At 37.6% G+C, this 13,010-nt stretch carries 13 protein-coding genes and 1 pseudogene; 8 read left to right on the forward strand and 6 right to left on the reverse strand.

The window, feature by feature from the left end:
- Positions 1-125: 125 nt before the first annotated feature.
- The 4 genes from uraH to GMB29_RS09155 are packed head-to-tail and all read right to left on the reverse strand — an operon-like array spanning position 126 to position 3,882.
- Positions 126-479, reverse strand: a complete 354-nt coding sequence (uraH, locus tag GMB29_RS09140; protein ID WP_136351534.1) for a hydroxyisourate hydrolase — start codon at positions 477-479, stop codon at positions 126-128.
- A 58-nt stretch (positions 480-537) separates the two neighbouring features.
- On the reverse strand, positions 538-1,965 hold the full coding sequence (locus tag GMB29_RS09145) for an NAD(P)-binding domain-containing protein (RefSeq protein ID WP_136351532.1): 1,428 nt from the start codon (positions 1,963-1,965) through the stop codon (positions 538-540).
- Between the two features lie 57 nt (positions 1,966-2,022).
- Positions 2,023-2,538: a 2-oxo-4-hydroxy-4-carboxy-5-ureidoimidazoline decarboxylase gene (gene uraD / locus GMB29_RS09150; RefSeq protein ID WP_136351530.1), complete on the reverse strand. Its 516-nt coding sequence runs from the start codon at positions 2,536-2,538 to the stop codon at positions 2,023-2,025.
- Positions 2,539-2,556: 18 nt separating this feature from the next.
- The gene (locus tag GMB29_RS09155) at positions 2,557-3,882 is read right to left on the reverse strand and encodes a nucleobase:cation symporter-2 family protein (protein WP_136351528.1); all 1,326 of its coding nucleotides are present in this window, start codon (positions 3,880-3,882) and stop codon (positions 2,557-2,559) included.
- A gap of 567 nt (positions 3,883-4,449) precedes the next feature.
- On the opposite strand from GMB29_RS09155, the gene GMB29_RS09160 reads away from it, so the two are divergent.
- The 5 genes and pseudogenes from GMB29_RS09160 (at position 4,450) to GMB29_RS09175 (ending at position 7,924) form a co-directional block, all read left to right on the forward strand.
- Positions 4,450-5,883, forward strand: coding sequence for an NCS1 family transporter (locus GMB29_RS09160; RefSeq protein WP_136351526.1), 1,434 nt, complete (start codon positions 4,450-4,452; stop codon positions 5,881-5,883).
- A gap of 147 nt (positions 5,884-6,030) precedes the next feature.
- Positions 6,031-6,354, forward strand: a complete 324-nt coding sequence (locus tag GMB29_RS27650; protein WP_235883125.1) for a UxaA family hydrolase — start codon at positions 6,031-6,033, stop codon at positions 6,352-6,354.
- Positions 6,308-6,514: a UxaA family hydrolase gene (locus tag GMB29_RS27655; protein WP_235883118.1), complete on the forward strand. Its 207-nt coding sequence runs from the start codon at positions 6,308-6,310 to the stop codon at positions 6,512-6,514. The genes GMB29_RS27650 and GMB29_RS27655 overlap by 47 nt, the downstream gene beginning before the upstream one ends.
- A gap of 188 nt (positions 6,515-6,702) precedes the next feature.
- Positions 6,703-7,497 carry a DUF2935 domain-containing protein gene (locus GMB29_RS09170; protein ID WP_136351524.1) on the forward strand — a complete coding sequence of 265 codons (795 nt, stop codon included), beginning with the start codon at positions 6,703-6,705 and terminating at the stop codon, positions 7,495-7,497.
- Positions 7,498-7,584: 87 nt separating this feature from the next.
- Positions 7,585-7,924 (forward strand): annotated as a pseudogene (locus GMB29_RS09175) (YmaF family protein).
- Positions 7,925-8,141: 217 nt separating this feature from the next.
- On the opposite strand, the gene GMB29_RS09180 reads toward GMB29_RS09175, so the two are convergent.
- Positions 8,142-9,641 (reverse strand): malate:quinone oxidoreductase, encoded by a 1,500-nt coding sequence (locus GMB29_RS09180; RefSeq protein ID WP_136351523.1) that lies wholly within the window; start codon positions 9,639-9,641, stop codon positions 8,142-8,144.
- Positions 9,642-10,531: 890 nt separating this feature from the next.
- On the opposite strand from GMB29_RS09180, the gene GMB29_RS09185 reads away from it, so the two are divergent.
- Complete coding sequence (locus tag GMB29_RS09185) at positions 10,532-10,990, forward strand: SRPBCC family protein (RefSeq protein WP_227551628.1); 459 nt, start codon at positions 10,532-10,534, stop codon at positions 10,988-10,990.
- A 173-nt stretch (positions 10,991-11,163) separates the two neighbouring features.
- Positions 11,164-11,559: a VOC family protein gene (locus GMB29_RS09190; RefSeq protein WP_136351519.1), complete on the forward strand. Its 396-nt coding sequence runs from the start codon at positions 11,164-11,166 to the stop codon at positions 11,557-11,559.
- A 257-nt stretch (positions 11,560-11,816) separates the two neighbouring features.
- On the opposite strand, the gene GMB29_RS09195 is transcribed toward GMB29_RS09190, so the two are convergent.
- Positions 11,817-12,188, reverse strand: a complete 372-nt coding sequence (locus GMB29_RS09195) for a VOC family protein (RefSeq protein WP_136351518.1) — start codon at positions 12,186-12,188, stop codon at positions 11,817-11,819.
- A gap of 281 nt (positions 12,189-12,469) precedes the next feature.
- Here GMB29_RS09195 and GMB29_RS09200 point away from each other — a divergent pair, with 281 nt between their 5' ends.
- Complete coding sequence (locus GMB29_RS09200) at positions 12,470-12,904, forward strand: DUF1801 domain-containing protein (RefSeq protein ID WP_136351516.1); 435 nt, start codon at positions 12,470-12,472, stop codon at positions 12,902-12,904.
- The last annotated feature ends 106 nt before the right edge of the window (positions 12,905-13,010 follow it).

Consider the following 13,010-nt stretch of genomic DNA (forward strand, 5'->3'; position numbering starts at 1 on the left):
GGGTTTTTATATCTGCTTTAGTGTAAAGTAAAAGTTGAAAGGGTAGGAAAGGAGAGAATAATAGCTTAAAGAATATGAAAAACGCCTGACATTCTATTTGGATAAAGGATAGAATGTCGGGTGTTTTAGCTGCCGCGATAAACTTGATAACCCCATGGTGAAATCAATAATGGGACATGGTAGTGGTGTTTAAGGTTCGCGATTCCAAAGCGCACAGGTACTTGTTCCAAGAAGGCTGGATTCTGTAGTTCAATGTTTTTACTGCGAAAGTAGTCACCGACATGGAAGACGAGTTCATATGTTCCGATTTTTACCTCATTTTCTGATAGGAGAGGTTCGTTTAGTCGTCCATCTGAATTTGTAACAACTGTTTTAATCAATTGCCATTCTTGAGCTTCTGAGTAATATAACTTAACTTTCATATGGCTGGCTGGTTGGCCATGTGATAAATCGAGTACGTGTGTTGTTAATCCTGACATATTAAGAATCTCCTTTACTTAAATCTGTTAAATAAAAAATAGAGTAGTAGCGAGTAACTTAGGAACTACTCACTGTATTTTTTAAGTCACCGATAAATTCAGACTTTTTATAAGTGTAGTATTGATCAAGAATATCTTTGCGATCATCAAGGAAAAGCTGTTCGGCTACTGAAGATACTAGTCTAGAAATACCGAATCTCAATCCAGAAAGGGCTGAAGCGACAATCCCGCAGCTGATGAGAGCGGAATAGTTGTAAGTAAAAAGTCCGTGCAGAAGCTTTTTGCCTGCTTCATCCCGGCTTTGAAGTGCAAAGCCTTGGCTGAGATATGGATGTGCATCAAGTGTAGAATGTGCCAGATCTTTTGGAGCTTTATAACAATCTCCCCAACGAGCAATATGTTTTTCAACAAGTTTTAACTCAGGACGCAGTGCGGGATCAGTCATAAGACCTGTACTGATGATCAGGAAATCAAAGGTGAATGTCCCTTGAGGTGTCGTCACCGCCGCACCTTCACTCGTTGCCTCAACATGAAGCCATGGTGAACCTAAGTGAAGCTGAAACCCAGGCCATGAAGATGCCCGTTCAAAGGTATCGTTTGTAGGTGGTTGATTATGTTTAAAGAAATGGGACATCACTGCATATTTATCATCATCAGATAATGAATAGTACCGTTCAATGAGACCGGATCCTTCCATTTGCCGGATCGGATTGATTCGCGGCAGCTCCTTACGTCTTACAAAGACATGTGCTTCAGCGACTCCTTCAGACAGGGCGAAATTAGCATTATCAAAGGCTGAAGCTCCGCCTCCTAAAATCGCAACCTTTTTATTTTTTAATGAACGAAAGTCAATGGCTTTTGATGTATGTGCATAAAGGTGTGACGGCAGGTTATCTATAATCATTTGTGGTACATGCCACTCGCCGCCACCTTGAATGCCGGTAGCTAAAATAACTTTACGTGCTAATAATGAATCAGATGGGGCGCCCTTTCCTTCAACGTGAAGCCTGTGTATTCCATTTTCTAAAGGCTCAATCAACGTTAATTTCACCTCGTTTTTAACAGGTAGATTGAGAACCTTTCGATACCAGCGCAAATAGTCCATCCAATCTCCGCGAGGGATTTTATCAATTGCCTCCCAGTTCTTTTCCCCAAATTGAGCCTCCCAATAGGATCGGAAGGTAAGAGAGGGGATGCCAAGGTCAACGGAAGGTATATGTTTGGGAGTTCGCAATGTGACCATTCGAGCGTAGGTTTCCCAAGGTCCTTCATAACCTTCGTGATTCTCATCGATAACGAGAATGTTCGATATCCGTTCCCTTAATAGACCAAAAGCTGTACCTAATCCTCCTTGGCCGGCGCCGATAATAATGACATCATACACGTGTCCATCAGGGTGGTTGACAGGTTGCACCCAATCCTTACTGCCGAATGCGAGATAGGAAAGATCTCTTTTGATTTGTTCATTTAAGGTTTCTAGACTCATTATTTTCATCCCTTTCATTTGTTTAACGGGCGGTAAAACTCCAAATTAGTTTGGCGATTATGTTTTATAAACGGGTTTGTCTCTCATTTTTTCTTCTAATCGTAATCGGGCGATTTTATAAATTTCCTTTAAGGCAGTTTGAAACTCAGTGTCTTTTTGATGATGGATTCTAGATTCCATCGCTTCATAAATTTGATGTTTATTTTTTCCGCGTACAGCCATGATGAAGGGGAATGCGAATTTGTCCATATATTGCTTGTTAAGATTGATTAATTTTTCATATTCATCAGGAGTGAGATCCTGTAATCCGGCACCTTTTTGTTCGTTTATCGAATGTGTTGTCATAGAGATTCGTTCACCTAAATTAGGATGGGCTTTAATAAGGGTGAGTTTCTGATTTGTTGAAGAGTTTTCAACAATGTTAACCATTTCCTGGAATAATTGATCGATTGAAGAAAACGGTTTTGCTTTTGTTGCTTTTTCCGCAATCCATGGCGAATGTTCAAAAATCCCTCCGACAATTTCAATAAATTGTTCGTTTGTTGTTTCGTTCAATGTGTCAATCGTAAACATGTCATCATGCTCCATTCATTAAAAATGTTTCACTTTCGGCTCTAATTTTGTATCAGATATAACCTTTAATGAACGTTTAGGACGCATATTAAAGACGATATTTAACATAATCGCGGTAAGACTGCCGGTGATAATTCCATCGCTGACGATGATCCGAAGTGTATCTGGTAAAGCGGCAAATAGTTCAGGTACAACGGTGGCCCCTAGTCCTAAAGATATTGAACAAGCAATAATTAACAAATTGTTGTTGTTAGTAAAGTCAACACTGATCAGCATTTTAATCCCAGAAGAGACAACCATGCCGAACATAATGACTGTTGCTCCGCCTAAAACGGCTGTTGGAATAAGGGTTGCTAATGCAGCGATCTTTGGTATGAAACCTAATCCGATTAAAATGAAGCCGGCTGCAATTGTCGCATTCCTCGTTTTCACTCCAGACAATTCTACAAGTCCAATGTTTTGAGCAAACGTACTGTATGGGAAGGCGTTAAATATACCACCAAGGGTGAAGGCAATCCCTTCCGTTCGGTAACCGCTGGCAATTTCTTTTTCAGTCAACTCGCTACCTGTCATTTTACTTAAAACTAGAAAGGCGCCTGTTGATTCAACGAGGATAACGATACCGACTAAAATCATCGTTAAAATTGGCACAATCTCAAAAGTGGGTACACCGAAATGAAAGGGTGTTGGTAAATGAAACCAGGACGCATCCGCTACTGCTTGAGTATCTAATTTCCCCATAAAACCAGCAGTGATTGTACCGATAATAATTCCGATTAAAACAGAAATAGCTCGGAGGAATCCTTTAAAGAAGCGATTCATAAGTAAGATGATCGTTAGGACACCAAAAGAGAGGATGATGTTTTCGGCGGAACCAAAATCAGGATTAGTTGCACCGCCGCCCATATTTTTTATACCAGTTGGAATCAGTGATAAACCGATAATGGTGACAACTGTTCCAGTCACAACTGGAGGGAAGAGTTTGATTAATTTACCGAAGAAATTTGCAAAAAGAATAATAAAGAGTCCTGCTGCAATGATAGATCCATAAATAGCGGAAATCCCATAACTTGTACCAATCATAATCATCGGGGATACAGCTACAAACGAAGTCCCTAATACAACAGGAAGTCCAATCCCTATATATTTACTTTTCAGCGATTGTAAGATCGTGGCGATCCCGCATGTAAGTAAATCGATGGAGACGAGAAAAGCAATTTGTTGAGGGGTAAATCCTAGGGCACTGCCTACAATAAGAGGTACTAAAAGGGCGCCCGCGTACATGGCAAAGACATGTTGTAAACCTAATGAGAAAATTTCGGGTTTACCAATTTTATTCGTCATAAAGAACCTCCTTCTTATTGATGTTAGAAAATATAACATCTAATGTACTTAATAGTTACATAATAATGAATAATCTGAAAACTGTCATTGTTTAAAATAACTAAAAATGTAAATTGTTATTAGAGAAAATAGATAACATTTATGATTTTGTCGTATTTTGATGCGATAAGATAATGACCTCTCTATCATCTCCTTCTATTAAAATCATTCATGATTTGCATGAAAATACTTACTTAATTACGAAAAATTTTAGTTAACTCGCACAAACAAAAAAAGTGAAAATTCACATTTCTTCTAGTGAATTTATTGGTCTTATCATTTAAACTTGATACATGTTAGATTGCTTAACGTTTAGTGATGCTTTGTATTACATAACAATGATAATCGGTATGGAAATACGGATGTGAAAGTTTTCATGGTCTCTTTTGTTAAGGAAGGACTAAAAAGAGCAAGAAAGGAGAAAAACGCTCGATATGATTTCGAATCAACGTGCTGCTCAAACATCTATTGAATTAACGGAATTTTTAAAAAATACAGCAATCAAAGAATAAAGGAGTTGAGTTAACAATGTCTACCATTTTAGAAAATCACGTGTTCGAAGAGTCCCAGCAATATCATGCCGCAGGTGTGGATGAATCACTAAAGCCGAAAACAGAAGAAGGCAGAACAGTCAGTCCGATATCCTATATGTTTATGTGGATTGGAGACGGGGTTAATTTAGGGAATATGACGCTTGGAGCTAGTTTGGTTGTAGCGGGTGCCGCAACATTAAACATCTTCCAAACATTTGCCGCAGCTGTCATAGCTATAGGCATCATTTCCATTTTTTTCGCTTTAAATGATCGGCTTGGATACAGAACAGGAATTCCATATGTTGTCCAGCTCAGAATGTCCTTCGGAATGAAGGGTGCCATCATCTCATCACTTTTACGTGGGATCCCAGCTATCATATGGTATGGTTTTCAAAGCTGGATTGGGGCTACTGCCTTAAATGAAATTGTGAAAATTATTTCAGGTGGTGCTTTTGATCATATTGCTATTTGCTTTGTTGCGATTCAGCTTGTGCAAATTGTGCTTTCGCTATTTGGCTTCCATGCCATTAAATGGGTGGAAATTCTTGCTTCTATTGTTATTATGCTAGCGCTTGTCTATGTATTTGGTGTTCTATTAACATCCCATAGCGATGTGATAGTAGAAAAATGGGTACATACAAAAGGCTCATGGGGCCTGCCGTTCTTTGCATTTATCATGATGTTTTTGGGGAATTATGCAGCGATCTTTTTAAGTGCAGGGGATTATTCAAGAGAGCTCAAATCTGGTATTAGTGACGCAAAACGCGGGTTTCTGTATTTTTCGCCAATTTTCATCGCGTACGGCTTCGTTCTTACAATCGGGGTCATGCTTGCTACTGCAACCGGCATCTCTAATCCGGTTAAGGCGTTTGCGATCGTGGTAGATAATCCTTATATAACTGTAGGTGTCTCCGCATTTATTGTGATTGGTGCAGTTGCGGTAAACATGGTTGCGAATATTATTCCACCGACATATGTTATTACATTGCTGACAAAAATGAAATATAAAGCTGCTGTTACCATAACGGGACTGCTAGCGCTTTGCTCATTCCCGTGGGTGCTAGTACAGGATTCTTCGGCAAATGGGCTTGGGATGTTCATTCTTATCTATTCCGCATTTTTAGGCCCGATTGTTTCTATTTTATTAGTCGAATATTATATCCTAAGAAAGCAAAAAGTAAATGTTGCAGATTTGTACAAGGAAGATGGACCATTTGCCGGATATAATCCATGCGCACTTCTTGCCATGATTATTGGTGCGGGCGCTGCCTTTATAATAGTAGAGTTAGCATGGATCGTCGGTGTTGTTGTGGCAGGGATTGCATATCTTCTATTGACGAAGTATGCATTTAAAAATTCAAAATTCAAAAATGGTACGATATTTGAGAATCGTAGTAAATCAGATAAAAAAATCAAATCAATAAGTTAGAGATTTAAGGATGCAGAAGTAGAAGTCCAAAGTTATCATGACTTCAAAAAACTCGTCATTCATTATGACGAGTTTTTTGTATTTTTACCCTAATTAGTAGAGTTAGTTAAAACATATGAAGAAAGAATTGCAGAAACAGGAGAAGATATTCGCTTTGCAAATCCTACTCCAGGAAATATTGTAGGAGGGTTAACTACATTAGAAGAAAAATCATTAGGGTGTATAAAAAAAGCTGGAAATTCACCGTTAATGGAGGTCATCGACTACGCAAAATCACCAACAAAAAAGGGATTTATCTTTATGGATACACCTGGATATGACTTAGAATCCGTATCAGGTCTTGCTGCCGGCGGAGCAACGATTATTCTATTTTCGACAGGCAAAGGCTCTCCTACAGGTTCACCCATTGTTCCCGTCATAAAAATTGGGACGAATTCAAACGTTTACGAACGGATGGCAGAGCCATATTGATGTAAATGCTGGAAAAATAATTGAAGGTGTAAACACGGTAGAAGAAGTAGGGAAAGAAATCTACAAGAAAATAGTCAAAACGGCCAATGGATGGAAAACGGCATCAGAAAGAAATAACCATCAAGAGTTTGCTATTTGGAGATTGGCCGAAACAATGTAAGTTTATAGGCAGTGATGAAGGTGGATGAACAGTATGATCGAATCGGTCATCCTGTTTTTTTTATTTTATTAACGATTTACCTATTTACGGAATAGAGGATGAAGGCTGCAATATGATAAGTAGACAAATTTAAATCAGAATTAGGACTAAGTATCATACGTATATATAGAAAGATAAGGAGGGATATAATGGCAAATCCAATTGTTTCAAGGTCATTAGATGAAATAAGATTTTGGTCTAGGATTATGAAAGAGCATGCCTTATTTTTAAGCCTGGGTTTTACTTATGAACAAACACAATTGATCGCTGAAGCACGTCAGTTTATTACGTTGTTCGAAAGGATAGAGGAAAAGTTAACGAGATTTACGGTAAATTCAGATTTGCGTGAAGTTCAAGCGTTTAATAGCGAGGTTTACCAAGCTGCGGCTGCCATATGGAGCTACAAACGAAAGGTATTAGGTCTCACTTTACGTTGTGAAATTCGTACGAACAATTTTCCGTTATTAGTTGATCATATAAGCAGAGAAGCTGCATACTTTGCAAATAGGCTAAAAGAATTAAATGAAGGAAAACTAGCCCCCACTCCGGATAAAGTTATTGACGAAAATGTATTCTTCTTAAGAATAATGGCTGATCATGCTAAGTTTATAGGACATTTATTAGATCCTTCTGAAAGGAAATTAGTCGAACAGGCAGGAGAGTTTAGCCATGATTTTGACCAGCTTCTTTTTCAAGCCGTTGATTTAGAATCAATGCGGCCTCAATCTGAAACGAAACCAATACTTAGTCAATTCCTAGACCAAAATAGAGTTTCTGTTGTCTCGTTAAGAGATTTTAAGAAAACGGCCAGAGAACTCATTGAAGCGTGTCGGATAAAAAGCAATATACATCCACTTCTAGCAGACCATACCTTTAGGGAAGCTGAAAGGTTCTTGGAAATCATTGATTTATTTGAAGCGAATCTGAAAAGGAATAACAAGTAAAATTTTGATTTTTATTATGATAGATTCCTATAAAATCTCTTTAGAATTGAACGTTCCCTTGGAGAGGATTTAAAAGGAGTTGAGGATATGCCTGAGGTGGGAAAAAATGATTTTGTAAATGGATTTGTACCACGCCGTAATCATGGTTCGGTTGATTATACTTCAGTTGATGCGGGTCATGTTCACCAGTGCTTGGATGTCACTTCCCCTCCTATACTTACTCAGGATAACAACCATATTCATTATACTGAGGGATATGTTGTATTTGAAAATGGGCATACCCACTATTATAAAGCATATTTTAAGACCAGCGATTCCAGTTGGAAATGGCATGCATGTCCATTATTATGATTTTTATACGACTGAAGATGATGGACATCAACACCGAATAAGAGGTGTGGACCAGCCAGCACCAGGTAACAAATAAAAACAAAGGATTATTCTAATACGACTATGCAAAAACCTATTCTGGAAACAAACACAAAAGCAGGGAAAGAAGAAAGGACATTACATAATAGATCTGACTAATAGGTAATGTCCTTTTTAATCGATCTTTTTTCATTTAGGTATTGATAAAAAGATCGATTAAGTGAAGTTTTATTTTATCTTTTTCATTGAAAACCATGTTTTCTACAGCTGAAGAATTAACTTAAGACCAGCTCTTTTTCGATAAGACCAAGCGTCTCTGCTGTTGAATCATGAATCTTATGAAGAAGCTCTGGATTTTCCATTAATGACATGCCATAAGAAGGAATCATTTCTCTGATTTTCGGTTCCCACTCTAACATATGTTCCGGGAAGCATTTATTGATGACCTCAAGCATAACGTGAACAGCAGTAGAAGCTCCAGGAGAAGCACCTAGTAATGCTGCGATCGAGCCATCAGCGGCAGTAATCACTTCTGTACCAAATTGAAGCGTTCCTTTGCCAGCTTCCGTATCTTTGATAACTTGTACACGTTGACCCGCTACCACTAAATCCCAATCCTCAGCTTTAGCGTTCGGGATAAACTCACGTAACTCTTCCATGCGCTGTTCTTTCGATAACATCACTTGCTGAATCAGGTATTTTGTCAATGGCATCTCTTTTGCGCCTGCCGCCAACATCGTTAAGACATTATCCGGTTTGACGGAAGTGATTAAATCCAACATTGAACCATTTTTTAAGAACTTAGGTGAGAAGCCGGCAAATGGTCCGAATAGCAACGATTTTTCATTGTCGATAAATCGTGTATCAAGATGTGGAACAGACATTGGCGGAGCACCGACCTTCGCTTTACCGTATACCTTTGCATGATGCTGCTCGACAACCTCCGGATTCTTACACACCATAAAGATTCCGCTTACAGGGAATCCTCCAATATGTTTTCCTTCAGGAATACCTGATTTTTGCAGTAAATGCAGGCTTCCACCACCGCCTCCGATAAAGACGAATTTTGCCGTATGGCGTTCGACAGTATCGCTATCAAGATTTTTCACTTTCAATTCCCACAAGCCTTCGCTAGTATGTTTGATATCATTCACACTATGCTTGTAGTTGATATCGACATTTTTACTTTTTAAGTGGTCAAACAACATGCTCGTTAAAGAGCCAAAGTTGACATCCGTTCCAGTGTCTATTTTTGTTGCTGCGATCGCTTCATTCAAGTTGCGGTCTTGCATAATAAGCGGAATCCATTCTTTTAGTTTTTCCGGATCATCGGAAAATTCCATCCCTTGGAAGAGTGGATTGTTTGACAGCGCTTCAAAACGTTTCTTTAAGAACGATACATTTTCTTCCCCTTGTACCATACTCATATGAGGCAATGGCATGATAAAGTCCTGTGGATTTTGTATCAGCCCGCTGTTTACAAGATAAGACCAAAACTGCATAGAAACCTGAAACTGTTCATTAATGTTGATCGCTTTACTAATATCGACAGATCCATCAGGTTTTTCGACCGTATAGTTAAGCTCGCACAGTGCGGCATGCCCAGTTCCCGCATTATTCCATGCGTTAGAGCTTTCCTCGCCTGCGTTTGCGAGCTTCTCAAAAACTGTAATTTCCCATTCCGGAACTAATTCCTTCAAAAGTGTCCCTAATGTCGCACTCATGATTCCGGCCCCAATTAAAATGACATCTGATTTCGTTTCTCTGTTGCCCATTTTTACCAACCTTTTCCCCTTAAATTTGCAGAAAAGATGCAGGCGTCACACCAAGCTTATGTGCGAACTAGCCACACACTTCTTTTCTGACTCAGTTAAAACCGTATCATCAAGTATTACAAAAATTTATAGATTAATATTTACTATTATATGATAATTATAAATTATTTGAAAGCTAGTAAAAGTGAAAAGTCCGTTAATAAGGTCGAAGAATACACAAAAATGAGTCTTAACTCAGCTTCCTACAAGGGTTAAAGCTTTGGTTTGACTTACTAGCAGACATCAAAAAATGGTTGAGGAAATTAAATATAATTCTAAATAATCTACTTTTGATCGTTAATGAGAGTAGAATACTTACTTTGGATTCTGATGATTATAGGTTCCAAAAAGTATCTATTACTATTATGGTTAAAAAATAGTTTGTATGAAAAAATGAAAAGGAACATGAATATTAGAAGATTATGGTAACCTTAAGCAATCAATGAAGTAAACGATCTTTATTTAGACTGCTATTTCATTTTCTCTTACAGCTGTATTGAATGTGCAAAATTGTACTTAAATTATCGTGAGGTTTTCTCGAAAAACTTTTCCTAAGTCAACTAAAATGCTTAAAATCACTCTTTTTGATTGAAAGAAGGGATTTTTTCATGCTTAGTTTTTAAGTATTTATACATTACACTACATTGAAAAGGGGTTTCCATGGTGTGGTTTTGTTGATGAAGAAAGGAGAAGAGGGATTTCTGCTTTTTTTTATTTCGTATGAGAAGGAATGGTAGATTCATTTAAGCTGGTCTAAAGATATTTTATGTTGAACTTATAGTTATAACTTATGTTCACATAAGGTTTAAAATGAAATGATTTTTTGTAAATACAAGGTTTTTTAGGAGGAAATGTGCTTGAGTATTCGTTTTGAAGTGAATAAAACCATCCAAGTATCTAAACAAACAGCGTACACAGGTTTGCTGGATCTAGAATCTGCCAAGAGCTGGATGCAGGGCTTAGTGCGAATAGAGCGATTGGATGATGGTCCATTGCAAGTGGGAAGTCAGTGGAAGGAAACAAGGAAGATGTTTGGAAAAGAGGCCTCTGAACATTTTGAAGTTGTCGAGCTCAATGAACCAGATAAAATTGTACTTCGCTGTGATGGAACGAAAGGAACAACGGGCAAAGGAGAATATGTGTTTACATACATCCTTGCTTCAACAAATGATATGACAGAGATTCATTTAATCGGGGAGATAAATGGTCTTACTGGCCTATCAAAATTTTTCGGTAAAATGATGGCAGGAGCCTTTAAAAAAGCCTGTGCGAAAGATTTGGATTCATTAAAAAGCTATTTGGAGAAATGAGATTGTTCCCGGTTCATTGTTTATGAAATCTTGGTATGAGGCAATGATCGTGAAATTGAATAAATTTCCATGTCTATTACAATAATGAAGAAGGAGAACGAGTACATAGGTAGAAAATACATACGGAAGATGCAAGGGAATGAAAAAGGTATGAAAAAGTAGGAGGCAATTTTATGGGAAGATTAGTTCATTTCGAAATACATGTTGATGACATAGAACGCGCTAAAAAGTTTTATGGAGAGGTATTTGGATGGTCATTTGAAGATTGGAGTGATTATGCTGGAATGCCTTATTGTGGTGCTGTGACTGGTGATGCAAATGAGCCTGGAATTAACGGAGCTTTGATGCAGCGTCAAAGTGCTCCTCCAGAACCAAACCAGGCTTTGATTGGCTATGCTTGTACAATGGGAGTAGAAGATTACGATTCTACTGAAGCGAAAATTCTTAAGTACGGTGGCCAGGTCGCAATGCCAAAATATGCTCTGCCTGGAATGGCGTGGCAGGGATACTTTGTTGATACGGAAGGAAATGTTTTTGGCATTCATCAACCGGATGAGAACGCCAAATAGAATTTTTTCATGAAGTAAGTTCGGCTGATCCATTTAGTAGCTACTACTAAATAGCTATCAAAAAGCTTAACTTTTCAACAATCTGGTACTTTTTAATAAGAAAAGTGCCTTTTTTCATTTTGAAGTATATTAACTCTATTAAGCTTTTCGCTCAATTTAGCTTTAACCTTATATTGGGCGAAAGGCGCATTACGGTTATCTATCATATGTCGATTGTTTGTTAAAAGTCATATGTAGGTACCGTTATTTCCTCTTTTTCATCGATGTTGATCGACAAGAATTTGATTTCCGTCTGGATCTTCAATTGTAAAATGTGCAGGTCCTTCACTTGCTTCATCTGCTTCAGTCAACATGTTGATTCCTTTTGCTTTAAGCTGTTTTTGAATGTCTCGAATGTCTGTAAACGAATCGAGATTTCCGCCATTTTCATTCCATCCAGGATTAAAAGTCAGGATGTTTCTTTCAAACATACCTTGGAACAACCCGATTATACAATTTTCATTCTTCATAATAAGCCAATTTTGCGTGATATCACCACCTAAAACTTGAAATCCTAGGTTTTCGTAAAATACCTTTGATTTGTTAATGTCTTTTACATTTAAACTTACAGAAAATGCACCTAGTTTCATCATTTCCTCCTTTTTATTCACATGCGGGTAAATAATTTACTTACATATAACTATAAATGAGTAGTTTGAAATACACAATATTTACCATCTAGTATAGGAGGACGTGGGTAGATATATCGGAAAAGTGCATGTTGATGTAGGAAATACCGCTTGTAAGGTACCACTTGCCAGATTATATTAAGAAGGCAGAAGTGAAGAATAGTATAGTATGAAGCGCAAGACATGTATTTGTTGATACATACTAGACTATTTTACAATTATCATATGGGATGTGATCATTTATGGATGAAAAAGGTAGAACGATTGAAGCGGTAGACAAATATATGATGGATTTACCAGAGGATATACAAATCATTACTGGTGAATTAAGAAAAATCATCCTTCATTCTTCAACAAAACTAATTGAAGAGTTTAAATGGTCTATGCCAAATTACTCTTATCATGGATTGTTATGTTATCTTCAAGCATCCAAGAAACACGTTAATCTTGGTTTTCATAGAGGGAATGAACTTCTAGACAAGGATACGAACAAATTATTACAAGGTACAGGAAAAACAATGAGACACATTAGAATAAAAAAGTTTGAAGATATTCAAAGTGAAGCTTTCGCTTATCTAATTAAAGAAGCACTTGCATTGAATGAGACGATTAAAACTTACACAAAGGCAGTACCGGGCTGCAGGTTGAAATGTTTGCAGCGACAAAAATCCATCTGAGTTACTCGGGTGGATTTTTTATTTAAAACAAAATGGAGAAGAACTTTTTTAATTAACCAAATTATATTAGAAAAAATCTGCCAAGCACGATGAGTGATGGTACGAT

It is taken from the genome of Metabacillus sediminilitoris, assembly GCF_009720625.1.
Lineage (GTDB): Bacteria > Bacillota > Bacilli > Bacillales > Bacillaceae > Metabacillus > Metabacillus sediminilitoris.